19 protein-coding genes and 1 tRNA gene are annotated in these 23,647 nt (G+C 68.3%); 8 read left to right on the forward strand and 12 right to left on the reverse strand.

What is annotated here, in order from left to right:
- Positions 1-147 precede the first annotated feature (147 nt).
- The 4 genes from B3611_RS09400 (at position 148) to B3611_RS09415 (ending at position 5,970) form a co-directional block, all read left to right on the forward strand.
- Complete coding sequence (locus B3611_RS09400; protein ID WP_291314814.1) at positions 148-1,875, forward strand: ABC transporter family substrate-binding protein; 1,728 nt, start codon at positions 148-150, stop codon at positions 1,873-1,875.
- A gap of 135 nt (positions 1,876-2,010) precedes the next feature.
- Complete coding sequence (locus B3611_RS09405) at positions 2,011-2,994, forward strand: ABC transporter permease (protein ID WP_291314815.1); 984 nt, start codon at positions 2,011-2,013, stop codon at positions 2,992-2,994.
- A gap of 10 nt (positions 2,995-3,004) precedes the next feature.
- Positions 3,005-4,018, forward strand: a complete 1,014-nt coding sequence (locus B3611_RS09410) for an ABC transporter permease (protein WP_291314816.1) — start codon at positions 3,005-3,007, stop codon at positions 4,016-4,018.
- Entirely contained in the window at positions 4,015-5,970 is a 1,956-nt protein-coding gene (locus B3611_RS09415; RefSeq protein ID WP_291314817.1) for an ABC transporter ATP-binding protein, read from the forward strand. Before B3611_RS09410 ends, B3611_RS09415 begins: the two co-directional genes overlap by 4 nt.
- On the opposite strand, the gene B3611_RS09420 is transcribed toward B3611_RS09415, so the two are convergent.
- The 9 genes from B3611_RS09420 to B3611_RS09460 all read right to left on the reverse strand — a co-directional run bounded on the left by B3611_RS09420 (position 5,967) and on the right by B3611_RS09460 (position 15,397).
- Positions 5,967-6,437 (reverse strand): hypothetical protein, encoded by a 471-nt coding sequence (locus tag B3611_RS09420; RefSeq protein WP_291314818.1) that lies wholly within the window; start codon positions 6,435-6,437, stop codon positions 5,967-5,969. The two genes, B3611_RS09415 and B3611_RS09420, sit on opposite strands and share 4 nt — an antisense overlap.
- On the reverse strand, positions 6,434-7,201 hold the full coding sequence (locus B3611_RS09425) for an energy-coupling factor transporter transmembrane component T family protein (RefSeq protein ID WP_291314819.1): 768 nt from the start codon (positions 7,199-7,201) through the stop codon (positions 6,434-6,436). Before B3611_RS09425 ends, B3611_RS09420 begins: the two co-directional genes overlap by 4 nt.
- On the reverse strand, positions 7,198-8,517 hold the full coding sequence (locus B3611_RS09430) for an ABC transporter ATP-binding protein (RefSeq protein ID WP_291314820.1): 1,320 nt from the start codon (positions 8,515-8,517) through the stop codon (positions 7,198-7,200). Before B3611_RS09430 ends, B3611_RS09425 begins: the two co-directional genes overlap by 4 nt.
- A 4-nt stretch (positions 8,518-8,521) precedes the next feature.
- Complete coding sequence (locus tag B3611_RS09435; protein ID WP_291314821.1) at positions 8,522-9,142, reverse strand: ECF transporter S component; 621 nt, start codon at positions 9,140-9,142, stop codon at positions 8,522-8,524.
- Between the two features lie 244 nt (positions 9,143-9,386).
- On the reverse strand, positions 9,387-11,189 hold the full coding sequence (locus B3611_RS09440) for a dipeptide ABC transporter ATP-binding protein (protein ID WP_291314822.1): 1,803 nt from the start codon (positions 11,187-11,189) through the stop codon (positions 9,387-9,389).
- Positions 11,186-12,220: an ABC transporter permease gene (locus tag B3611_RS09445; protein ID WP_291314823.1), complete on the reverse strand. Its 1,035-nt coding sequence runs from the start codon at positions 12,218-12,220 to the stop codon at positions 11,186-11,188. Before B3611_RS09445 ends, B3611_RS09440 begins: the two co-directional genes overlap by 4 nt.
- Entirely contained in the window at positions 12,213-13,139 is a 927-nt protein-coding gene (locus B3611_RS09450; protein ID WP_291314824.1) for an ABC transporter permease, read from the reverse strand. The genes B3611_RS09445 and B3611_RS09450 overlap by 8 nt, the downstream gene beginning before the upstream one ends.
- 128 nt (positions 13,140-13,267) lie before the next feature.
- On the reverse strand, positions 13,268-14,872 hold the full coding sequence (locus B3611_RS09455; protein ID WP_291314825.1) for a peptide ABC transporter substrate-binding protein: 1,605 nt from the start codon (positions 14,870-14,872) through the stop codon (positions 13,268-13,270).
- Between the two features lie 183 nt (positions 14,873-15,055).
- Entirely contained in the window at positions 15,056-15,397 is a 342-nt protein-coding gene (locus B3611_RS09460; RefSeq protein WP_291314826.1) for a DUF2218 domain-containing protein, read from the reverse strand.
- A gap of 86 nt (positions 15,398-15,483) precedes the next feature.
- Here B3611_RS09460 and B3611_RS09465 point away from each other — a divergent pair, with 86 nt between their 5' ends.
- The 3 genes from B3611_RS09465 to B3611_RS09475 are packed head-to-tail and all read left to right on the forward strand — an operon-like array spanning position 15,484 to position 19,289.
- Positions 15,484-16,413 (forward strand): DUF808 domain-containing protein, encoded by a 930-nt coding sequence (locus B3611_RS09465; RefSeq protein WP_291314827.1) that lies wholly within the window; start codon positions 15,484-15,486, stop codon positions 16,411-16,413.
- Between the two features lie 24 nt (positions 16,414-16,437).
- Entirely contained in the window at positions 16,438-18,795 is a 2,358-nt protein-coding gene (locus tag B3611_RS09470) for an excinuclease ABC subunit UvrA (RefSeq protein ID WP_291314828.1), read from the forward strand.
- A gap of 59 nt (positions 18,796-18,854) precedes the next feature.
- Positions 18,855-19,289: a cupin domain-containing protein gene (locus B3611_RS09475; RefSeq protein ID WP_291314829.1), complete on the forward strand. Its 435-nt coding sequence runs from the start codon at positions 18,855-18,857 to the stop codon at positions 19,287-19,289.
- A gap of 191 nt (positions 19,290-19,480) precedes the next feature.
- On the opposite strand, the gene selB is transcribed toward B3611_RS09475, so the two are convergent.
- The 3 genes from selB to B3611_RS09490 form a co-directional block, all read right to left on the reverse strand.
- Entirely contained in the window at positions 19,481-21,247 is a 1,767-nt protein-coding gene (gene selB, locus B3611_RS09480) for a selenocysteine-specific translation elongation factor (protein ID WP_291314830.1), read from the reverse strand.
- A complete protein-coding gene (selA, locus tag B3611_RS09485; RefSeq protein ID WP_291314831.1) occupies positions 21,235-22,515 on the reverse strand; it encodes an L-seryl-tRNA(Sec) selenium transferase in 1,281 nt (426 codons plus the stop codon). The genes selB and selA overlap by 13 nt, the downstream gene beginning before the upstream one ends.
- A 21-nt stretch (positions 22,516-22,536) precedes the next feature.
- Positions 22,537-22,631, reverse strand: a tRNA-Sec gene (locus B3611_RS09490).
- Positions 22,632-22,656: 25 nt separating this feature from the next.
- Between B3611_RS09490 and selD the strand changes: the two genes are divergently transcribed.
- Positions 22,657-23,640 carry a selenide, water dikinase SelD gene (gene selD / locus B3611_RS09495; protein WP_291314832.1) on the forward strand — a complete coding sequence of 328 codons (984 nt, stop codon included), beginning with the start codon at positions 22,657-22,659 and terminating at the stop codon, positions 23,638-23,640.
- Positions 23,641-23,647: the final 7 nt, after the last annotated feature.

Here is a 23,647-nt window from a genome sequence, read left to right on the forward strand (position 1 = left end):
GATTTACTTTCACGGTGAATACCATCGGTGAGCAGCAATGTTCCCACCCCTAAACACCGGGTCGGAAATTCGTCGACGAATCGTATGAGACGCAGGCTACATATCGGTTAATTTGTAATCAGCCCCATAGCCGAAAGGATCCCGGACATGAACAAACGTCTTCGCGTCGCAGCCATCGCGGGTATTTCCGCCCTCTCCCTCACCCTCGCCTCGTGCGGCTCCGACGGGAAGGAGAACAACGGCGGCTCGTCGAGCAACTCCAGTAACTCCAGCAGCCAGAAGGGGGGCTCCGGCAAGGGCTCCTCGGACGTCAGCGCCTCCGGCGACTACAACCCGCTGGAGCGGGACCAGATCAAGGACGGCGGCGAGCTCACCCTCCCGCTGACGGAGATGGCGGAGCAGCAGAACGTCTTCCACGCCAACATGAACCTCTACACCCGCAACGTTTGGACGAAGTACAACCCGCAGGTGTCGCTGTTCGACGGTGACGGGACGTGGCACGCCAACCCTGACTACCTCACCGACGTGAAGAACGAGACCGTCGACGGCAAGACGGTGGTCACCTACACCATCAACCCGAAGGCCGTGTACAACGACGGCACCCAGCTGGACTGGACGGCATTCGAGAACACCTGGAAGTTCAACAACGGGAAGATGGACGGGGTCCAGGTCAACTCGACCGACGGCTATGAACTCGTCGAGTCCGTCAAGCAGGGCGCGGACCCGAAGCAGGCGGTAGTCACCTTCGCCCAGCCCTACCCGTGGTGGCAGGGCCTGTTCGGCGAGCTCCTTCCGCCGCAGGTGAACACCCCGGAGCTGTTCATGAACGGCTACCTCAAGCAGCTCCACCCGGAGTGGGGTGCCGGCCCGATGAAGGTGGACAGCTTCGACCCCAACAACGGCACCGTCACCTTCGTGCGCAACGAGAAGTGGTGGGGTGAGCCGGCGAAGCTGGACAAGATCACCTACCGCGCGATGGAGGACCAGGCCTCCCTCAATGCCTTCCGCGCCGGCGAGCTCGACGCGACGAGCGTGGCCACCCGCGACCGCCTCGCCACCGCAAAGGAAATGGGCGACTCCGTCGACATCCGCAAGGCCCTGCGCCCCTCGAACTTCCTCCTCACCCTCAACGCCAAGGCCCCCGGCCTGGAAGACAAGAAGGTTCGCGAGGCCATCATGCGCGGCATCGACCGCTCCCAGCTCGCGGCCATCCGCTTCCAGGGCCTGGATTACTCCGAGGACCTCCCGGGCTCCTTCGCCCTGTTCCAGACCCAGAAGGGCTACGAGGACAACTTCGGCAGCGTGGTCCAGTACGACCAGGACAAGTCCCGCCAGCTCCTGGAGAGCGCCGGCTACACCAAGGGCGCCAACGGGATGTACGAGAAGGACGGCCAGCCGCTTTCGCTGCGCTACGTCACCCTCGGTGACTCCCCGATGGTCCAGGCGACTACCAGCGCCGTGCAGGCCATGCTCAAGCAGGTCGGCGTGGACATCAAGGTGGAGGAGCGCCCCTCCTCCGACTTCTCCAAGGTCACCTCGCAGCGCGACTTCGACCTGTTCATGATGGGCTTTAACAGCTCCGACCCGTTCGGCGTGGCCTACTTCGGTCAGACCTACGCCTCCGACTCCGAGCTGAACAAGTCCGGAACCGGCACCCCGGAGATGGACAAGAAGATCGAGGAGCTGCAGAAGATCGAGAACCCGGACGACCAGATCAAGAAGGCCAACGAGCTTGAGAAGGAGGCCCTCGGTGAGTTCGGCATCATGCCCTACGCCAACGGCCCGGATCTCGTGGCCACCAAGAAGGGCCTCGCCAACTACGGCGCAATGTCCTTCGCCGTTGTCCCGCTCGAGAACGTCGGCTGGGCCAAGTAGCAGCTCGCAGTAGCGCCCCGCCCACATGAAGCAAGGAACCGCCCGCTGAGCCGCCGGGCGGTTTCGCGCTTCCACTCCCCTGCCGCGAGCCGGGCTTTCCACCCGCGCTCCGCCCACAACCCCGTGAGAGGACCGATGTTCCGCTACCTCATCCGGAAGATCCTGAGCTGGAGCCTGATCGTCTTCCTGGCCACCAACCTCACCTTCTTCCTCGCCAGTTTCTTCCTCGACCCCCGCTCGAACTATGCAGGGCGCCGCCCCCCGCTAAGCCCCGACCAGATCGACCAGCTCCTCGGGCCGTACAACCTCAACCCCAGCACGCCGATCATGGAGCGCTGGTGGACGTGGCTGACGGGCATCCTGCTGCACTGGGACTGGGGCGTCTCACCCCTCGGAGACTCCGTCAACGAGCAGATCTCCTTCCGCATCTGGGTGTCCGCCCAGCTCACCCTGCTGGCGACGCTTCTGTCGATCCTCCTCGGCGTGGCCGTCGGCGTGTACACCGCCTCGCGACAGTACAAGCGGGCGGACCGGGTGTGGCAGGGCCTGTCCATCATCACCATGAACACCCACGTGGTCGTGGCCTCCATCGCCGTGGTGTGGCTCGGGCTGAAGATCAACGACTGGACCGGCAAGCGCATCTTCTTCGTCACCGGCTCCGCTTCCCCCGGCACGGAGGGGATGGGAGCGAAGTTCGTCGACTACGGCCAGCACCTCATCCTTCCGACGCTGTCGCTGCTCATCATTTCCTACGCCGCGTACCACTTCCTGCAGCGCACCCTGCTCCTGGACACCCTGAACGCCGACTACGTGCGCACCGCCCGCGCCAAGGGCCTGACCAAGTCGCAGGCGGTGCGTCGCCACGCGCTGCGCACGTCCCTGATCCCCGTCGCAACCTCCGTGGCGTTCTCCGTGCCCGGCATCTTCACCGGTGCCGTGATGACGGAGCAGATCTTCGCCTGGCAGGGAATGGGCCAGTACTTCATCCAGACCATCTCGCGTAACGACGTCCACGGGGCCGTGGCAGTCGCCGCCTTCGGCGCGGCCATGACCGCCGTTTCCGCGATCCTCGCGGACATCCTCGTCGTCGCCCTCGATCCGCGCGTCCGCGTCAGCTAAGGGGAATGACATGACCGACAACCCAAACTTCATCGAGCCGGGATCGGGCAACGCGCCCGTCACCCCCGTCGCGAGCATCCCCGTCAACGACCTCACCCCGCAGTCCGAAACGGGGGCGCAGGGCCTGGGCCTGATCGCGGAGGAACCCCAGAGCGCCGTCACGGTGCGCGGGACGAGGAAGCTGACCATCTACCGCCGCCGCTTCCTGCGCAACAAGATGGCCGTCGTGGGTCTGCTGATCTTCGCGGCCCTCGTGCTGCTGGCGGTCTTCGGCAAATTCGCCACCCCGTGGTCCTACGACGAGCCGGACTTTCTCAACCTCTCGGTGGGCCCTTCCGCGGACCACTGGTTCGGCACCACCGACTCCGGAAACGACCTCTACGCGCAGACCGTCCACGGTCTGGGCCGCTCGCTGACCATCGCGGTTCCCGCCGCGCTGGCCATCTCGCTCATCTCCGCCCTGCTTGGTGCGGGCGCGGCACTCTACGGCGGGTTTCTGGAGAAGGCAGTCCTCGCCGTGATCCACTTCATGCTCGCGGTGCCCACCTTCCTCATGATCGCCCTGCTGGTCTCCGGCTCGGGCGGCGACTGGAAGGTGCTCACCGTCGTGCTCGTTCTTTTCGGCTGGATGTACCCGGCGCGCGTGATCTGGTCGCTGGCGCTGTCCGTGCGCGAGAACGACTACGTGCGCGCCGCCCGCTTCATGGGCGTCTCCCGCCCGCGCACGATCGTTCGCCACATCATCCCCAACGTCGCCTCCCTCTTGATCATCCAGTTCATGATGGGGCTCGTTGCCACCATCATGTCCGAGACGGCGCTGTCATTCCTGGGCTTGGGCGTGAAACTTCCCGACGTCTCCCTGGGCACCCTGCTTCAGGTAGGCACCACCACGTTGCGCACCGCGCCGTGGCAGTTCTACTTCCCGGCCCTCGTCCTCACGCTGCTCACCACCTCGATGGCGTTCATCGCCGATGGTTTGCGCGACGCCCTCGACCCGAACTCCAACTCCGGAGGTAAAGCATGACAACCGCAGTGACCGGAAACAGCTCCAACGGGGGTGCCGCGGGCGGAGACCCCCGTGCAACCTGGCCCATCCTCAGCGTGCGGGACCTCAACGTGTCCTTCCCCTCCGAGGCCGGTGTGGTCTCGGCGGTGCGTGGCGTGGACTTCGACCTCTACCGCGGGCGCACCCTCGGCATCGTGGGAGAGTCCGGCTCGGGCAAGTCCGTCACCTCGCTCGCGGTCATGGGCCTGCTCCCCGACTACGCCAAGGTGACGGGCTCCGTCGTTTTCGAGGGCGAGGAACTCCTGGGCAAGTCCGACAAGCAGATGTCCCATATCCGCGGCTCCGGCATCAGCATGATCTTCCAGGACCCCCTCTCCGCGCTGACACCGGTCTACGACATCGGTACCCAGCTCGTCGAGGCGATCCAGACGCACCAGAACATGCCGCGAAAGCAGGCGCTCGCCCGCGCGGCGGAGCTACTGGATCTGGTGGGCATCCCCGAGCCGCAGAAGCGCCTCAAGTCCTTCCCGCACGAGTTCTCGGGTGGCATGCGCCAGCGCGTCGTCATCGCGATCGCCATCGCGAACAACCCGAGCGTGATCATCGCCGACGAGCCGACAACGGCGCTCGACGTGACCATTCAGGCGCAGATTCTCAACGTCATCAAGGTCGCCCAGAAGGAGACGGGGGCCGCCTGCATCATGATCACCCATGACATGGGCGTGGTGGCGAACATCGCGGACGACGTCCTCGTCATGTACGGCGGCCGGCCCGTCGAAAAGGCCGACGTGCGCACGCTGTTCCACGCCCCGCGCATGCCGTACTCCATCGGCCTTCTCGGCTCGACCCCGCGCGTCGATCAGCCCTCCACCGAGCCCCTGACCTACATCGAGGGCAACCCCCCGCAGCTCATCGATGTCAAGAACCAGTGCCAGTTCGCCCCCCGCTGCCCCGCCGCCGTCGAGGCGTGCCTCTCCGGGGAACCGCCCATGAAACCGGTGGAACCCGGCACCACCCACGAGGCCGCGTGCATCCGCAGGGACGAGATCTCCGGTGGCATGATCGGCGGCAAACCGCTTTACCCCGTGCCGAAGCTTCCAGACGACCCCTTCGCCGGCGTCCCCCGCGAGAAGCGCGAGGTGACCCTGGAGGTGGAGAACCTCAACAAGGAGTTCGCGCTGACCAAGGGGGCGCTGGTGAAGCGGCGCGTGGGCACCGTGCAGGCCGTGAAGAACGTGTCCTTCGACCTGCGCGCCGGTGAGTGCCTGGCCATCGTGGGCGAGTCCGGCTCCGGCAAGACCACCACCCTGCTGGAGATCATGAACCTCGAGCCCGCAGAGGGCAGCCGCATCGTGCTGCGCGGAGAGGACGCCTCGACCTTCAACCACGCCCGGCGCCAAGCCGCCCGCCGCAACCTGCAGATGGTCTTCCAGGACCCGATGAGCTCACTGAACCCGCGCATGACGGTCAAGGAGATCCTCAGCGAGCCGCTCGACGCGCTGGGTTACGAGGGCGACAAGGACACCCGCGTGGCGGAGCTCATGCGCACCGTCGGACTGGACGCGTCCCACATCGACCGCTTCCCCGGGCACTTCTCGGGCGGGCAGCGTCAGCGCATCGGCCTCGCCCGCGCATTGGCGACGAACCCCTCCGTCATCGTGCTCGACGAGCCGGTCTCGGCCCTGGACGTGTCCATCCAGGCGGGTGTGATCAACCTGCTCGAATCGCTGAAGCGGGAGCTGGGGTTGTCCTACCTCTTCGTGGCCCACGACCTGTCGGTGGTGCGCCACCTCTCCGACCGGGTCGCCGTGATGTACAAGGGTGACTTCGTGGAGTTCGGCGACGCCGACGAAGTCTTCGACAACCCGCAGCACCCCTACACCCGGGCACTGCTCTCGGCCATCCCGATCCCGGACCCCGACGTGGAGCGCAACCGGGTGCCGCTGAAATACACCCCGGAGGCCGGTTAAACCACGCGCACGGTGACGTCGACGGGCGGCCGCGGCATCCCCGCCTCCTGCGCCGCCCACATGTCCCAGTAGTCCGCGTACCCGGGATCGCGCTGCAGGGCCCGGGACCTGCGCACACCCGCTGCCGCGACCACCCGCACGGTGGTCACGTCTCCGCGGGCCCGCGCGGCGCGTATCGACGCCCCCGTCACCGCCCCCACTCCCTCCACAATCACGTCGGCCGCCGGATGGAGCTCCACCCACCCGGCGCGCCGGTGAGCGCCCCAGTCCCAGCGCCAGTACCCCGGGCTCCGCGGGTGCAGGACATCCCGGGCAACCATCCGCGCACCCTCCGCGAGTCCTCCCCACCCGGGGTAGAAATCGTCGAGGTGGACCACGCGGATGCCCAGCGCGCGCCCCATGACTGCGGCAAGCGTGGTCTTCCCGGCGCCGGAGGGGCCGTCGATAAGCACCGTGTAGGGCCTCACCCCACGCTCCACAGGGGGCGGAAGTGGCCGCTGTACCACGCCGCGGCGAGCGCGACCGCGGCGGCCAGGATGCTCAGCACCATGACCAGCCAGTCGATCCGGTACAGGCGCGACGCGCGGGCGTGGCTGCGCGGGGTGCCGCGCCCGAAGCCGCGGGCCTCCATTGCCGTGGCGAGCTTGCCGGCGCGGCGCAGGCTCATCACCAGCAGACCGAAGGCGAGGGAGAGCCAGTAGCGCACCCGGCCGGTGTCGGCGATGCCGCGGGCGCGCCGGGAGCGGCGCATCGCATCGAGGTCGCCGCGCAGGAGGGTGAGCATACGGAACGCGGCGACTGTTCCGATGACGAAGCGCTCCGGCAGGTGGAGAACCTGTGAGAGCCCGTCACCGAGGTCGGTCGGGTCCACGTCCGCGGAGAGCACCACGACGGGAAGCGCGATGGCCAGCATGCGCAGGACGATGGCGGCCGCGAGGCTCAGGGAGAGCTGGGAGACCTCGACGAGGCCCCAGCTGAGGTAGACCTCTCCCCCGCTCTGGCCGTAGAGGGCCATGGGGATGCCGGAGATGGGGGCGACGAGCAGCAGCGGCCACGCGCGGCGCAGCGTCCTCGTCCAACCGACCCCGCACAGCGGGGCAACTGTCAAGGTCAGCGCGATGGCGACGGTGGCGGAAACCCAGTCGATGGTGACCATCAGCGGGGTGGTGAACAGCGCCAGGGCGAGGATGCGGGTGACGGGGTTGACCCCGGCGATGAGGTTGCGGGTCACGTCAGCACCTCGCGGTGGTCGCCGAGGGAGGAGATGAAGGCGTCGTCGTGGGTGATGGACACCACCGTCACGCCTTCCTCGGTCAACTCGCGGATCAGGCCCACCAGCTCAGCGAAGGTGCGGTCGTCCTGGCCGAAGGTCGGCTCGTCGAGGAAGACCAGGCCCGGGGCGTTGACCAGCGCGGTGGCCACGGACAGGCGGCGCTTCTCCCCTCCCGAGAGGGTGAAGGGGTTCGCGCCCCGCAGGTGATCCAGGCGCAGCCGGGACAAAAGGGCGTCGACCCGCTCGCGCGGGGCGCCGGAGAGTTCCATCTCCGCCTGCACCGTGCTGGTGACAAACTGGTGCTCCGGATCCTGGAAGACGTAGCCGATGCGCGCGGCCAGGTCCCGGGAGGGCCACTCGTGGGGCGGGGCGCCCAGCCCGCGGGCCACTTCCGGGGAGTAGTCAGCACGGCCGGCGCGGGGGACGGTCAAGCCCGCAAGCGCCAGTGCCAGGGTGGTTTTTCCGGTGCCGTTGGCGCCGGTTATGACCGTCGAGAAGCCCTGGGGCACCGTGATGGAGCGCGGCGGACCCCACAGGGGCTGGAGACCGAGAGCACGCACCGCGGATTCCGCGCCGTCCGGCACCGCCCGTGCCGGGGGGAGGGTCGGCGGCATGGGCAGCTCGGAGGCGGCGATGCGGTGCAAACCGGCGGGGTCCAGCCGGTAGAAGGTGTCGATGACCCCCGCCCAGTGCATCGGGCGGTGCTCCACCACGATCAGGCTCGCCCCGGTGAGACGGCAGACGCGGTCCACGGCGCCCACGATGTCGTCGCGCCCCGCGGGGTCGAGGTTGGCGGTGGGCTCGTCGAGCACAATGATCGTCGCGCCCATCGCGATAACCCCGGCGAGCGCCAGGCGCTGCTTCTGCCCGCCGGAGAGGTGCGCGGTGTTGTGGTCGAGCGGCACGTCGAGGCCCACCGCGTCGAGGGCCGCGTCCACGCGGCGCCAGATCTCCTCCCGGGGCACACCGAGGTTTTCCGCGCCGAAGGCGACGTCGTCCCCCACGCGGGTGAGGATGGTCTGCGCCTCGGGGTCCTGCATTACCATCCCAACCGCGCCGTCGACCGAAATGGAGCCGAGCATGTGGCCTTCCTCGCCGTCCGAGGCCAACCCGGCGATCACGGAGAGCAGCGTCGACTTGCCCGAGCCGGAATCGCCGGTGATGAGCACCCTCTCCCCCGCCGCGACGTCGAGGTCGATGCCGGTGAACGCGGGGTCCCTCCTCGTCGCGTGGTGGTACCCGAGCCCCCGCGCCGAGACAACCGCCTGCGCCATGCGGCTAGATTCCGCGGGCCCCGAAGCGCTCGCGGCCGGCGGCGAAGCGGTCCAGGGCACCGGTCTTGGCCAGGGCACCCACCAGCCAGTAGGCCAGGAGGCCCGCGAGAACAACGCCCGAGATGGCCATGCACACCAGGTAGATGACGTTGAAGGTGATGCTCATCGCGAGGTTGCCGGAGGTGAAGAGCTCGAGAATGAACGCGCCCACCGCCGAGCCGACGCCCGCGAGGGCGGCGACGGTGAGCGAGAAGCGTCGGTAAGCGAAAATGAGGAAGACCAGCTCCGCGCCGAGCCCCTGGGCCAGGCCGGAATAGAGCGTCTCGATGCCCCACTGGCTGCCGATCAGCGCGGAGACGCTGGCGGCGATGACCTCGACGAACACGGCGGCACCCGGCTTGCGGATGATCAGCCCGCCGAGCGTGCCGCCGAGGAACCACACCCCGGTGAACAACCCGCCGAGGCCCGGAGTGAGCGCGTCGAACGCCTTGAAGCCGGCGTAGCCCACGGTGTTCCACACCCAGAAGATGAGGCCGCAGGCGACGCCGAGCACGGCCGCGGTGACGATGTCGATCACGCGCCACTGCAGGCTGCGCGCGGGAGTTGTGGAGGTAGGTGCAGTCATGGAGTTTTCCTTCCTAAACGCCGGCATTACCCGGATCAGGTTCAACGGTTCGCCCTCAGGCATCTCAGCCCCCGTTCCGGGGAGCACCCGCGTTGTTGCAACGTGTCCGGGACAGCATAGCAAGGCGCGTGGCGCGGCCCGCTTGGCGACGTCCCGCCCGCCGCCCGGGGGAAGGTTCCCGGACGCGAAAACACCCGGGAGGAGACGGTTGCCCGCCCTCCCGGGTGCCTGCCGGCCGCTGGAGTTAACCGACCTCGATACCGAGATCCTCGCCCGTGCCCAGCTCAATGTTGAGGCCGGGAACGGAGTTGATCAGGTTCTTGGTGTAGTCGTCCTGCGGGTCGTCGAAGATCATGTCCGCGGGCCCCTGCTCCACGGCGCGGCCCTGGGACATCACGACGATGTCGTCGGCGGTCTGGCGGACCACCGCGAGGTCGTGGGTGATGAAGAGGTACGACAGGTCCAGCTCGTCCTGGAGGTCGGTGAGCAGGCGCAGGATCTGGTTCTGCACGAGCACGTCGAGGGCGGAAACAGCCTCGTCGAGCACAATGACCTCCGGATTGAGCGCCATCGCCCGGGCGATGGCGATGCGCTGGCGCTGGCCGCCGGAGAGCTCGTTCGGGTAGCGGCGCATGGCCGAGCGCGGCATCTGCACCATGTCCAGAAGCTCGGCGACGCGCGCCTCGCGCTCCTTACGGTTGCCCACCTTGTGCAGGGTCAGCGGCTCCTCGATGCACCGGTAGATCGAGTACATCGGGTCGAGCGAACCGTAGGGGTTCTGGAATACCACCTGCATCTTGCGGCGCATGTTGAACAACTCCCGGCCCTTGAGCTCCGCGACGTTGCGGCCCTCGAAGATGACGGAGCCGCTCGTCGGCTCGAGCAGGCTGAGCACCATGTTGGCCACGGTGGACTTGCCGGAGCCGGACTCACCCACCAGCGCCAGCGTGGAGCCGCGGCGCAGGTCGAAGCTGACGTTGTCCACCGCGCGGAGGATCTTCTTGTCCCCGCGCTGGCCGCGCACATCGAACTCCTTGACCAAGTTCTGCACGCTGACCACAACCTCGCCTCCCACGTGATCGGTGGTGAGCTCCTCCGCCGTGGCCAGGCCCTGCGCCTTGGCGGATTGAATGCGCGCCGACGCCAGCGAGGGCGCGGCCTTGACCAGGCGGCGGGTGTAGGGGTGCCGCGGGTTGCGCAGGATCTTCAGGCTCGGACCCTTCTCCACGATGCGCCCGCGGTGCATCACCACGAGGTAATCCGCGCGCTCCGCGGCGAGGCCGAGGTCGTGGGTGATGAATAGCAGCGCCGTTCCGAGCTCGGAGGTGAGCTTGTCCAGGTGGTCGAGGATCTTCTTCTGCACGGTCACATCGAGGGCGGACGTCGGCTCATCGGCGATGAGCAGCTCGGGCCGCGCCGCGAGACCCATGGCGATGAGCGCGCGCTGGCGCATGCCGCCGGAGAACTCGTGGGGGTACTGCTTCGCGCGGCGCTCCGCGTCGGGCAGGCCCGCCTCGCCGAGCAGCTCGACGACGCGCTTGTGGCGCTCGGAGCCCTCGACGATGTTGTTCGCCTTGAGCGACTCCTCCACCTGGGTGCCGATGCGCCACACAGGGTTGAGGTTACTCATCGGGTCCTGCGGGACAAGGCCGATGCGGCTGCCGCGGATCTCCTGCCAGCCCTTCTCGTCGAGGCCGGTGAGCTCCTTGCCGTCAAGCTTGATGGAGCCGTTGGTCACCTTGCCGGTGCCGGGCAGCAGGCCCAGGATCGACATGGCCGCGGTGGACTTGCCGGAGCCCGACTCGCCCACGATGGCCACGGACTGGCCGGGGTAGATGGTCAGGTCGAAGTCGCGGACCGCCTCGACGGTGCCCGTGGTGGACTCGAAGGTGATCTTCAGGTTGGAGATGTCGAGCAGCGGCTGCTCCCCGCCGGCCGGGGTGGTTGCTGTGGTGCTGCCGCCGGTGGCGGTGGTGGGGGCGCTGGAGGGGGCGCTGTCAAGCGGGCGCTTCTCCCCGCCGCGCGGGTTGGGGATGGTGGGACTCATCGCTTCCTCGCCTTCGGGTCGAGGGCGTCGCGCACGGCGTCGCCCATCATGATGAAGCTCAGCACGGTCAGGGCCAGAGCGATTGCCGGGTAGAACAGAACCATCGGCTTGGTGCGCAGCGACGCCTGGGCGGCGGAGATGTCGCCGCCCCACGACACGACCGTCGACGGCAGGCCGATGCCCAGGAAGGACAGCGTCGCCTCGGCGACGATGAACGTGCCCAGGGCGACGGTGGCGTAGACGATGATCGGCGCGGCGGCGTTCGGCATGATGTGGGAGGTGATGATCCGCAGGTCGGATGCGCCAAGAGCGCGCGCCGCGGTGACGAACTCATCGTTCTTCACGCCCATGACCGCGCCGCGGGTGATGCGGGTGATCTGGGTCCAACCGAACATCGACAGCGCGAAAACGACCATCCAGATGGAGCGCTGGTTCTGGAACATCGACATGACCACGATGGCGGCCAGTACGAGCGGCACCGCGAAGAAGATGTCCGTCAGGCGCGAGAGGATGGTGTCCCAGATCCCGCCGTAGAAGCCCGCGATGGCACCCAATATCGCACCGATGATGGTGACAAAGAGGGTGGTGAGCACGCCCACCGTGACGGAGGCCCGGGCGCCGTAGATCGTGCGCGAGTAGATGTCGCAGCCCTGACGATCAAAGCCGAAGGGGTGGCCGCCGGTGGGGCCCTTCAGGGAGCTGCCGAGCTCGCAGGCGCGCGGGTCGACGCTGGTGAACAACCCCGGGGCGATGGCCAGCGCGATCGTCGCCAGGATGAGCGCGGCGGAAATCCAGAACAGCGGGCGGCGGCGCAGGTAGCGCCACGCCTCGCCCCACTGGCTGGTGGGTGCGGAATCGTCGGAGACGGCGTCGACGGCGCCCAGGCCGGTCTCGTCCGTCTCGGCGATGAAGTAGTCCTGGCCGCGGCGCAGGCCCGCGTCGGCGGAAACCGCATCACGGGTCTCGTTGCCGAGATCGTCGTTGATGTCCCGGGCAGCCGCGGTGTTCCGTGAGGTTTCGTTGTTAGGCATAACGGATCCTTGGGTCGAGAACTGCGTAGAGGAGGTCAACGATGAGGTTGGCCACGATGTAGACGATGACAAGCACGGTGGTGAAGGAGACCACCGTGGCCGGCTCACCCTTGATGATGGCCTGGTAGATCGTGCCACCCACGCCGTTGATGCCGAAGATTCCCTCGGTGACGATTGCGCCGCCCATGAGGGAGCCGAGGTCGGCGCCCAGGAAGGTAACGACGGGGATGAGTGAGTTACGCAGGACGTGGCGGGACATGACCGTGCCCCCGCTCAGGCCCTTGGCCCGGGCGGTGCGCACGTAGTCGGCCTTGAGGTTTTCACTGACCGACTGCCGTGTCAGGCGCACCACATACGCGAAGGAAAGCGAGCCCAGCACGATGGCGGGCATGAGCAGCGCCTCGAACGACGCGTTCCTGCCGACGGTGACCGGCAGCAGGCCCCATTTGACACCGATGAGGTACTGCAGCACGAAGCCGATGACGAAGGAGGGAACCGCGATGACGAACAGGGACACGACGAGAATCGTGGAATCGAAGATGCCCCCGCGGCGCATACCGGCGATGACACCGAAGATGATGCCCAGGACGGCCTCGAAGACCAGCGCCATGATGGCGAGCTTGATGGTCACCGGGAATGCGTGGGCCATCACGGAGGTGACGGGCTGACCGGAGAAGGTCGTGCCGAAGTCGCCCGTGAAAATGCCCTTGATGTAGTAGAGGTACTGGACGAGGAAGGGTTTATCGAGGTGGTACTGCGCCTCGATGCGTGCTCGCGCTGCCTCCGACAGGCCACGGTCTCCACCGAGGGCCTGGACGGGGTCACCCGGCATGAGGAACACCAGCGCGTACAGAAGCAGCGTGGCGCCGAAGAAAACCGGGATCATCTGGAGCAGCCGTCGCCCGATATAACGCAACATGCTTGCGGGCTCTCCTTAGGTATGTGAACGGAATGTACTGCGGTGCAGTGAAATGTATGAGGTGGCGGAAAGACGGGCACCCCCCTGGCACGGGGCCAGCGGGGTGTCGCGGTCTAACCGGTCACGGATTACTTCTTGGTGATCTGCTCGTAGACCGGCACGGACTTCCAGTTGAACTTGACGTTCTCAACCTTGTCCGAGGAGCCGCCGGTGACGTTCGCGTACCACAGCGGGATTGCCGGGAGCTCCTTGAGCAGGATCTCCTGGGCCTCGTTGTACTTCGGGGTGGCCTGCTCCGGGGTGGAGGCGCCGGCCGCCTCCTTCAGGAGGGCGTCGAACTGCGGGTTGGTGTAGTCACCGTCGTTCGAGCTGGCCTTGGTGGTGTACAGCGGGGTGAGGAAGTTGCCCAGGGTCGGGAAGTCTCCCTGCCAGCCGGTACGGAAGGCACCCTGCATGCGGCGGTTCTTGATGTCGTCGCGCAGCGACTTGAAGTCCGGGTAGGCGTTGCCCTCGGCATCGATCCCGAGGGTGTTGCGGATGGAGTTCGTCACCGCGTCGACCCACGCCTGGTGGCCACCGTCCGCGTTGTAGGAGATGGTGAACTTGCCGCTGTAGGGCGAGATTGCGTCAGCCTGGGCCCAGAGGCGCTTGGCCTCCTCGGCGTTGTAGTTCAGGACGTCCTCGCCCTTGAGGGAGTCGGAGTGGCCCGGGATGACCGGAGAGGTGAAGTCGCTGGCCGGGGTACGGGTGCCCTGGAAGATGGTGTCGGTGATCTGCTTGCGGTCGATCGCGCGGGAAATCGCCTGGCGGCGGAGGTTGCCCTCCTCACCGGAGAAGTGCGGGAGGTTCTCCGGGATGGTGAAGGACTGGAACACCGCGGCCGGCTGGTTCACGGCGCGGTCACCCAGCTCGTCGCGGAAGGTGGAGAAGGCGGAGTCCGGCACGGCATCGAGGACGTCGAGGTTGCCCGCCAGCAGGTCCGAGTAGGAGGCGGTTTGCTGCGCATAGAAGACGAACGTCACGCCATCGTTCTTTGCCTTGCGGTCGCCGTTGTACTCGCCGTTGGGGACGATCGTGGCGTCCTGGTTGTGGTTCCACTTCTCCAGCTTGTACGGGCCGTTGGAGATCGGGTTCTCACCGTACTTCGCGATGTCGTCGTAGGCGGAGGGGTGCATCGGGTAGAACGCGGAGTAGCCGAGCTGCGTCGGGAAGTCCGCCTCCGGCTGGGCAAGCTCGATGGTGAAGGTCTTGTCGTCGACAACCTTCAGGCCCTCCATGGACTCGGCACCCTCCTTGTAACCGAGGATCGGCTCGAAGAAGGAGGCACTGATGAGGGATTCCTTGACGGCGTAGTTCCACGCCTTGACAAAGTCCTCGGCCTTGACCGCGGAGCCGTCGGACCACTTGACGTCGTCCTTCAGGGTGACCTTGTAGGTCTTGTCGCCCTCCAGGTCGATGGACTTGGCCATGTCGTTGTGGGTGTGGCCTTCGGCGTCGTAGTAGACGAGACCCGAGTAGATCTCGTCGACGATGCGGCCGCCGCCGGTCTCATTCGTGTTGGCCGGAACCAGGGGGTTCTGGGGCTCGGAGCCGTTGGCCATGACGTAGTTGTCGCCGCCCTTGGACTTGCCGTCGCCGCCCTTGGCGTTGTCGGAACCGGAATCACCGCAGGCTGCAACGCCCAGGGTGAGGGCACTCGCCGCGAACACCGCTGCTGCTTTCTTAAGCTGCACAGCGCCTCCTTCGTTAGTTGTGTCGGGATAACGCGCGTCGAGTGCATTGAGTCACACCCGGCTCGTTGCCCCTTATTCCACCACACGGAAAGGCCGGTGTTGCTATTTTTTGTGAAGTTTCTGTCGCCGTGAAGTTTTTCCTGTACGAACAATGGGAAAACGGGGGTAAAAGTTTACCCCCGGTTAACCTTCGGCGAGAGCCGTCCGGCGCGTCCACCCCACGCCAGCAGAGCCAGCCTCATCCCCCGCCGCCGAGGCGAGGGCATCTTCCACCCATTGTTCGAGGTGTCCGATGTCGCGCGCGGGGGCTTCGAGCGCGAGCATGAGCACACCCTCCCCACAGAGGAGATCGCACATGCTTTCCGGCGCGCCGTCCTCCGCGCGCCGGAAGACGATGTGCCCCCGCTTCTGGTCGGGGTCCCACTCGGTCTCGATGGGTTCCCGGAAGTACGCCGAGAGAACCTTCGCGCGTCGCGCCGGGTTCTCCGTCCTCACCCGCGCCCTGGACGTGACAAGCTGGTACATGCCCACACCTTAGCGAAACGTTAAAATAACCCTCCGGTTATCCGCCCCCGCGGCAGCGGGGTTCCACATACGAAAGGGGTCCCACCATGTCCGGTGGCCTACTCGCCCTGCTTGACGACGTCGCCCTCATCGCGCGCACCGCAGCCTCGTCCGCCGACGACGTCGCGGGGATGGCGGCGAAGACGTCCGCGAAGGCCGCCGGCGTGGTCATCGACGACGCCGCCGTCACCCCCCAGTACGTCTCGGACGTCACCCCGGCGCGGGAGCTGCCGATGATCTGGCGCATCACCAAGGGCTCCCTGCGCAACAAGCTGGTCATCATCCTGCCCATCGCGCTGCTCCTCAACGCCTTCGCACCGTGGGTGCTGGTGCCCATCCTCATGGTCGGCGGCACCTACCTGTGCTTCGAGGGCGCGGAGAAGATCGCCCACCGCTTCCTCCCCTCCTCCCACACGGGCAAGGACGGGGAGGGCGGGGAGGCCGCGAAGGACGAGGATTCCCTCGTCCGCGGCGCAATCACCACCGACCTCATTCTGTCCGCGGAAATCATGATCATCTCCCTGGATACGGTGAAGGACCAGAGCTTCCTCGTCGAGGCCGCCGTCCTCGTCGTGGTCGGCATCCTCATGACCCTCGGCGTCTACGGGGCCGTGGGCCTGCTGGTCAAGATCGACGACATCGGCCAGGGCATGATCCGCCGCGGCCACACCCCGAGGCTCGGGCGCGCCCTGGTCAAGGGCATGCCGTGGGTGCTTTCCGCCATTGGCATCATCGGCACCGTCGCCATGCTGTGGGTCGGCGGCCACCTCATCGTGCGTGGCCTGCACGAGGTTTTCGGCTGGCACGCGCCGCACGAGCTCATCGAACATGCCGTGGAGGCCGTCGGCGGCGGTGCTGCCGGGTGGTTCGCCGAGACGGGCCTCTCCCTCGTCGCGGGCCTCATCGCCGGCTTCCTCGCCCTCGGTGCCGTGCAGCTGGTGCGCCGCCTCCGCCCGAAGGATCGCGCCGCAAAGTAGGGCACCCGCGTAGGCTGTGCCCCCGTGACCACTTCATCGCCCAGCCCGCACGACGCGATCGTCGTCACCGGCGCGAACGAGAACAACCTGCGCAACGTCTCACTGCGCATCCCGAAGCGCCGGCTGACGGTCGTCGCAGGCCTGTCCGGCTCGGGCAAGTCCTCGCTGGTGTTCAACACCATCGCCGCGGAGTCGCGCCGGTTGATCAACGAGACGTACTCCAGCTTCGTGCAGGGCTTCATGCCCTCGATGGCGAGGCCGGACGTCGACAAGCTCGAGGGCATCACCACCGCCATCGTCATCGACCAGGAGCCCATGGGCGCCAACGTGCGCTCCACCGTGGGCACCGCCACCGATGTCACCGCCATGCTGCGAGTGCTCTTCTCGCGCATCGCCGAGCCAAACGCGGGCGGGCCCGGGGCGTACTCCTTCAACGTGCCCAGCGTCTCGGGCGGTGGTGTGCTCACGGACTCGCGGGGGCGCAGGAAGGTGCTGAAGAACTACAGGCGCACCGGCGGCATGTGCCCCACCTGTGAGGGAACGGGCCGGGCGTCCACCTTCGACGTCGCGGAGGTGGTGGACAAGCAGCTTTCGCTTGACGACGGCGCCGTGCGCGTCCCCGGGTACAAACCCGGGTCGTGGCTGCTGCGCCACTACACGGAGTCCGGTTACTTCCCCACCGACGTCCCCGTCGGGGAGTTCACCGACGAGCAGCGCCACATGCTGCTGTTCGCCGAGCCGCGGCGGGTCAACCACCTGGGGATCAACACCACCTACGAGGGGCTCATCCCCAAGCTGACAAAGTCGCTGCTGTCCAGGGAGAAGGAGGGCATGCAGAAGGCGATGCGCGAGTTCGTCGAGCGGGCCGCCACCTCCGGGCCCTGCCCCGACTGCGGGGGCACGAGGCTCGCACCCCATGCGCTGGAGTCGACGGTGGCGGGGCGCAACATCGCCGAGCTGTGCGCGATGGAGGTCCGCGAGCTGGCGGGGTGGATGGAGGGGGTGACCGAGCAGTCCGTGGCTCCCCTGGTCGGGGCGATCCGCGAGACGCTGGAGAACTTCCTCACCATCGGTCTGGGCTACATCACGCTGGACCGGCCCGCCTCGACGCTTTCCGGGGGTGAGGCGCAGCGCATCACCATGATCCGCCACCTCGGCTCGCCCCTGACGGACGTGACCTACGTCTTCGACGAGCCCACCGCGGGGCTGCACCCCGACGACATCGAGCGGATGAACTCCCTCCTGCTGGCGCTGCGCGACAAGGGCAACACCGTCCTCGTGGTCGAGCACCGCCCGCAGACGATCGAGATTGCGGACCATGTGGTGGAGATGGGCCCCGGCGCGGGTTCGGAGGGTGGGAACGTGATCTTCGAGGGCAGCGTGGAGGAGCTGCGCGGCGCCGACACCCCCACCGGGCGCCACCTGCACGAGCGCTACGCGCTCAAATCCGACGCAGAATGCCGCCACGGTGAGGGTGCGCTGGAGATCCGCAGTGCGGACGAGAACAACCTGGACGGGGTCGACGCCGACATTCCCCGCGGGGTGCTCACCGCGGTCACGGGCGTGGCCGGTTCCGGCAAGTCCTCGCTCGTGCGCGCGCTGCCCCTCGACGAGAACACGGTGTGGGTGGATCAGTCCTCCATCTCCGGCTCCCGGCGGTCCAATCCCGCCACCTACACCGGCATGCTGGATTCCATCCGGAAGGCCTTCGCCAAGGCTAACGGGGTGAAGCCGGCGCTGTTCTCACCCAACTCGGAGGGCGCCTGCGCAAACTGCAAGGGTGCCGGGGTGGTCTACGTCGACCTGGGCATCATGCAGGGTGTCGACGTGCCCTGCGAGGTGTGCGAGGGGCGGCGCTTCGACCAGGCCGTCCTCGAGTACACCTTCGGCGGGCGCGACATCTCCGAGGTCCTCGACATGCCCGCCACCGAGGCCGCGGCTTTCTTCGCGGAGCGGGAGCACAAGGTGCCCGCCGCCGCCCGCATCGCGCGGCATCTCGTGGACGTCGGCCTCGGTTACATCCGCCTCGGCCAGCCCCTGACCACCCTCTCCGGCGGCGAGCGCCAGCGCCTCAAGCTGGCCAGCCACCTCAACGACGACGCCACCCTCTTCGTCCTCGACGAACCCACCAACGGCCTGCACGTCGCGGACGCGGGCGCGCTGGTCGACCTCTTCGACTCGCTTGTCGACGCCGGGGCAACCGTGGTGGTTATCGAGCACAACCCGGCCGTCATCTCCCGGGCCGACCACATCATCGACCTCGGCCCGGGTGCCGGGTCCGCCGGCGGCAGGATTGTGGCCGAGGGCACCCCGGAAGCCGTCGCCGCGAACCCTGCCTCGGTGACCGGGCGCTACCTGCGCCGGTTTTCCGGCCTCTCGTAGCCCGCGAAGCCAGTACGCTGGGAGGCGTCCGACAACGACACCCTCACCAAGGAGCAGATATGTCCGACGCACTGCGCAACGACCACGGCCCCAACCCGTTCGCCGTGGACATTGAGAAGGCGACCGTAGACAACGACGCCTTCCGCGACACCCTCTGGACGGGCAAGAACCTTCAGCTCACGGTCATGTCCATCCCGCCTGGGGGCGAAATCGGTGCCGAGATCCACGAGGGACACGACCAGTTCCTGCGCCTCGAGGCCGGCACCCTGCACGCCATGATCGGGACAAGCGAGGACGACCTGGAGCTCGACACCGCCGTCGAGGCCGACGATGCCGTGTTCGTGCCCTCCGGCAAGTGGCACAACTTCGTCAACGAGGGCGACGAGCCGGCCAAGCTGTACTCCATCTACGCCCCGCCGGAACACAAGCCGGGCACGTACCACGAGACGAAGGCGGATGCCGACGCCGACGAACAGGAAACCGACGGGGTGTAGGCCCCAAACGGTGAAGCCCCGGGCCCGTGCGGTCCGGGGTTTTCTGCTGCTTGATCTAGATGAGCGCCGGTAAATGAGCGCCAGTCTGGTGGATTTTCGCGCCGGCCCGCACGCATCCAGACTGGCGCTCATTTATGGGCGCTCATCTGGCCCGGTGTCCCTCGCCCGGCCAGGCGCGCTCAGTTCATCCCCTACGCCAGAACCCGCGCGGTGCCCTCGACCCGGCGGGTGACGCCGCGGGCGTCGAGAAGCTCGAGCAGAGGGATGGCCACCCGCCGCGTCGTGCCCCACGCCTTGCGCGCGTCCGACGCCGTGAAGGGCTGTGCCAGGCCGGCGAGCATTTCTGCTGCGCGGCGCGGAGCGTCCGGCAGGAGCACCACGTCCCTTCCCGCGCCGATGCGCAGCACCCGCCCGGCCCTCTCCGCAGCGGCGAGCTCCTTCGGACCCAGGCCCCATTCGCGCAGGTCGGCAGCCTCAGGGGCTCGGAACGGGGCGCTCCCGAGGTGCCCCTCCAGCCGCCGCACCCCCGCCTCGGCAGCCCCGAGGTCGCGCTTCACCCCCCGCCCGACCACGCCCCCGGATACGGTGAGCTTCGCGGCGGCGGCCGCCAGCGGCAGCAGCTTCGGGTCCGGCAGCGCCAGCTTGTCAACGGCCGCCCCCACGCTCAGCCCCGCCGAAAGCGGATCGGCCGCCTCGTGCTCCTCCACCGCCCGCAGAAGCTGCTCCTTCCACTCCATCACCTGCGCGGCGCGGATCCACCAGCCCGAGAACGCGACGGAACCGGCGGGCGGCTCCTCCCCCACCTCGTAGCCGAGACGCCGCAGGTCCCCCGGGCGCACGGCGACGCGCCGGGCGATCTCGCGGCTGACATCGGGCAGGTGCTCCAGCTCGGCGGAGCGGCGCCGCCCGTCGCCGCGCCGGGCGATGGCCGGCGGGTCAGCGTCGATGACCCTCACGCCGGCCAGGATGTGCTGGGCGCCGGAACCGCGCAGGACAAGGGCGTCGCCGATGCTCAGCGGCAGCTCGGTGGAGAGGACCAGGCGGGCATGCTCCGGGCCGAAGGGCCGGACCTTGGCGGGCACGCCCGCGGTTCCGACGTGGACCACCACCTCGTGGGGGGCGTCGGTGAGGGCGGTGCCGGTCGCGCGGCGGGCGTCGATGAGCCGGGTGGAGTGCCACGCCCCGGGAGTGGTCAGCGCAGTACCGCGCGAGACCGCTTCCGGCGGGACTCCGCGCAGGTTGAGGGCGGCGCGCATGGCGGGCACGGCGAGATCGACGGGCGCGTCCTCGGAGTGGATCCCGCGCACCGTCACCTCGCGTCCGTCAAGATCCAGCACGTCACCGGGGCGGATGGCGCCCGCGGCGAGGGTGCCCGTGACCACGGTTCCCGCACCTTTGATGGTGAAGGACCGGTCCACCCAGAAGCGCACCCGATCGCGCGGATCCCCTGCCCCGGCGGCGCGCAGCACGCCCGCGAGCTCGCGGCGCAGCTCTTCCAGGCCCTCGCCCGTGGCGGCGGAGACCTCCACGACCGGCCAACCGGCGAGCGTCGTCCCCGCCAGCCGCGCGGCCATGTCGGCGCGCACCTCGGTGCGGCGCGCGGGCGAGGCGTTGTCGGCGCGGGTCAGCGCTACAATGCCGGTGCGGATGCCGAAGGCGTCGATTGCGTCGCGGTGGTCGGTGGACTGCTCCTTCCACCCCTCGTCCGCGGCGACAACGAACATCACCGCGGGTGCGGGGCCGACACCGGCGAGCATGTTGGCGATGAAGCGCTCGTGGCCCGGCACGTCCACGAAGGCCACGTCCTCGCCCTTCACGTCCGCCCAGACGAAGCCGAGGTCGATGGTTAACCCCCGGGCGCGCTCCTCCTCCCAGCGGTCGGGTTCCATCCCCGTCAGCGCCCTGACCAGGGTGGATTTGCCGTGGTCGACGTGCCCGGCGGTTGCTACAACATGCATTCGGCCACCCTCGCGGCGATGTGTTCATCCTCGTCTTCGGGCACGCAGCGCAGGTCCAGGAGCAGCCGCCCCTCGTGCACCCGCCCGATGATCGCCGGATCCCCCGCACGCAGCGGCGCGGCCAGTGCCTCCGGCAGCTCCACCGCCCACCCGGGCAGCGGGTGGCCGGGCGCACCCCCGCCGCCGACGCGCCCGTCGTGCTCCACCACGCGCCCGCCGACACGGCCGGCCAGCTTCTCCGCGCGCCGCCTGAGCTTGCCCCCGTCGGCGTGGAGGTAGTCGGCCACGGGGGTCGAGGGCATCCGCACGCTCGCCTCGAGCGCGGCGAGGCGCAGCTTGTCCACGCGCACGGCCCTCGCCAGAGGGTGCCTCCTCAACCTCTCCACCGCGTCACGGGTACCGAGGATCACCCCGGCCTGCGGACCCCCGAGCAGCTTGTCCCCGGAAAACAGAACGATGTCAGCGCCCTGGGCGAGGGCGGTTGCCGCGTCGGGTTCGTCGGGAAGAACAGGATCGGGGTGGAGCAGGCCGGAGCCGGTGTCGACGATCAGTGCCAGCCCGTGCTCGTCCGCGATTTCGCGCAGCTGCGCCACCGACGCCTCGGCGGTGAAACCGTGGATGCGGTAGTTCGACGGGTGCACCTTCAGAATGGCCGCGGCTCCCCCTGCTGCGGCGGCATCGTAGTCGCGCGGGTGGGTGCGGTTGGTCGCCCCGACCTCCGCGAGCTCGACGCGGGCCGACTCGATGAGCTCCGGCAGGCGGAACCCGGCACCGATCTCGATGAGCTCACCGCGGGAGATGATCACCCGGGAGTTCTCCGCCAGCGCCGTGGTGGCCAGAAGCAGCGCGGCGGCGCCGTTGTTGACCACCAGGGCATCCTCTGCGGCGGGGCAGGCGGCCAGCAGGGCCCGCACCGCCCCCGCCCCGCGCGTGGCGGAGCGTCGCCCGGTGCCCAGGTCCATCTCCACGTCCACGTACCCCGCGGCGTTCTCCATCGCTCGGGCGGCCTCGGCGGCGAGCGGGGCGCGGCCGACGTTGGTGTGCACCACCACCCCGGTGGCGTTGAGCACCCGCGTCAGGGAGCTCAGCGGCCCGGCGGCGCGCTCGAGGAAGAGAGGCTCCACGTCGGCCGGGGCGATCTCACCGCGTCGCGCCGCGGCCTGAAGGTCTGTGGCCAGGGCCTTGAGGGCTGCCGGCGCGAACTGCGGGACGTCGAGAAGCGACAAGAGCGCGTCGGTACCGGGAATGTTTCGGCGCGGGTCACCCACGGCTGCCTCCTTGGAAATCTGTGGCGGAGACGGACAGGAATCGAACCTGCCAGACCGGGATGCCCGGCCTCACCAGTTTTGAAGACTGGGGCGCCCACCAGGACACGTACGCCTCCGGCCGGCAACGTTACCATGAGCCGCATGACCGAAATTAAGCTCACTGAGTTCGCCTCCGGTGGCGGCTGCGCCTGCAAAATCCCCCCCGGGGAGCTCGAGGACGCGGTGCGCGGCCTCGTCGGGTTCACCGACCCCAACGTCATCGTCGGGCTCGACGACGGCGACGACGCCTCAGCCATCCGCGTGCGCGACGACCTCGCCGTGATTTCCACCGCGGACTTCTTCACCCCGGTGGTCAACGATGCCTACACCTGGGGAAAGATCGCCGCGGTCAACGCACTTTCCGACGTCTACGCAATGGGCGGCACCCCCATCACCGCGATCAACCTCCTCGGCTGGCCTCGCGACGTGCTCCCCCGGGAACTCATCCGCGAGGTCCTGCGCGGCGGACTCGATGCAGCGACCGAGGCGGGCATCACCGTCACCGGCGGGCACTCCATCACCGCCCCCGAGCCGCTCTACGGCATGGCCGCCACGGGAACCGCCCACCCCGACAAACTCATGCGCAACGACGCCGCCGAGCCCGGCCTGCCGATCACCCTGACCAAGCCGATCGGCTCCGGCCTCCTGAACAACCGCCACAAGACCACCGGCGAGGTCTCGGAGGAGGCCGTCGCGGTGATGACCACCCTGAACAGGGATGCCTCGGCCGCGGCCGTGGACGCCCGGGTGCGGGCAGCCACCGACGTCACGGGCTTCGGGCTGCTCGGGCATCTGTACAAGATGGCACGGGCCTCCGGAATCGACGCCGTCATCGACCACTCCAAGGTCCCGCTCATCGCCGGTGCCCGCGCCGCCCTGGAGGCCGGGTGCGTCTCCGGCGGCACGCGCCGAAACCTCGACTGGGTGCGCCCACACCTGGACGCCGACCCCGCCCTCGGGGAGGACGAGCTGCTCCTGCTCGCCGACGCCCAGACCTCCGGGGGCCTCCTCGTCGTCGGGGAGCTGCCGGGCTACCCCGTCATCGGTGAGACTGTGGCGGGTGCGGGGCGGGTGCGGGTGGTCTAACCCGCGG

The organism is Corynebacterium sp. UBA2622 (assembly GCF_002339505.1).
Lineage (GTDB): Bacteria > Actinomycetota > Actinomycetes > Mycobacteriales > Mycobacteriaceae > Corynebacterium.

Coding starts and splice junctions, on each gene's coding strand:
- B3611_RS09460 (WP_291314826.1), bottom strand. CDS start 15,397: ATGTACCAGCTTGTCACGTCCAGGGCGCGGGTGAGGACGGAGAACCCG.
- B3611_RS09430 (WP_291314820.1), bottom strand. CDS start 8,517: ATGGCGCAGGCGGTTGTCTCGGCGCGGGGGCTCGGGTACCACCACGCG.
- B3611_RS09450 (WP_291314824.1), bottom strand. CDS start 13,139: ATGTTGCGTTATATCGGGCGACGGCTGCTCCAGATGATCCCGGTTTTC.
- B3611_RS09415 (WP_291314817.1), top strand. CDS start 4,015: ATGACAACCGCAGTGACCGGAAACAGCTCCAACGGGGGTGCCGCGGGC.
- B3611_RS09400 (WP_291314814.1), top strand. CDS start 148: ATGAACAAACGTCTTCGCGTCGCAGCCATCGCGGGTATTTCCGCCCTC.
- selD (WP_291314832.1), top strand. CDS start 22,657: ATGACCGAAATTAAGCTCACTGAGTTCGCCTCCGGTGGCGGCTGCGCC.
- B3611_RS09440 (WP_291314822.1), bottom strand. CDS start 11,189: ATGAGTCCCACCATCCCCAACCCGCGCGGCGGGGAGAAGCGCCCGCTT.
- B3611_RS09445 (WP_291314823.1), bottom strand. CDS start 12,220: ATGCCTAACAACGAAACCTCACGGAACACCGCGGCTGCCCGGGACATC.
- B3611_RS09465 (WP_291314827.1), top strand. CDS start 15,484: ATGTCCGGTGGCCTACTCGCCCTGCTTGACGACGTCGCCCTCATCGCG.
- selB (WP_291314830.1), bottom strand. CDS start 21,247: ATGCATGTTGTAGCAACCGCCGGGCACGTCGACCACGGCAAATCCACC.
- B3611_RS09435 (WP_291314821.1), bottom strand. CDS start 9,142: ATGACTGCACCTACCTCCACAACTCCCGCGCGCAGCCTGCAGTGGCGC.
- B3611_RS09410 (WP_291314816.1), top strand. CDS start 3,005: ATGACCGACAACCCAAACTTCATCGAGCCGGGATCGGGCAACGCGCCC.
- B3611_RS09475 (WP_291314829.1), top strand. CDS start 18,855: ATGTCCGACGCACTGCGCAACGACCACGGCCCCAACCCGTTCGCCGTG.
- B3611_RS09405 (WP_291314815.1), top strand. CDS start 2,011: ATGTTCCGCTACCTCATCCGGAAGATCCTGAGCTGGAGCCTGATCGTC.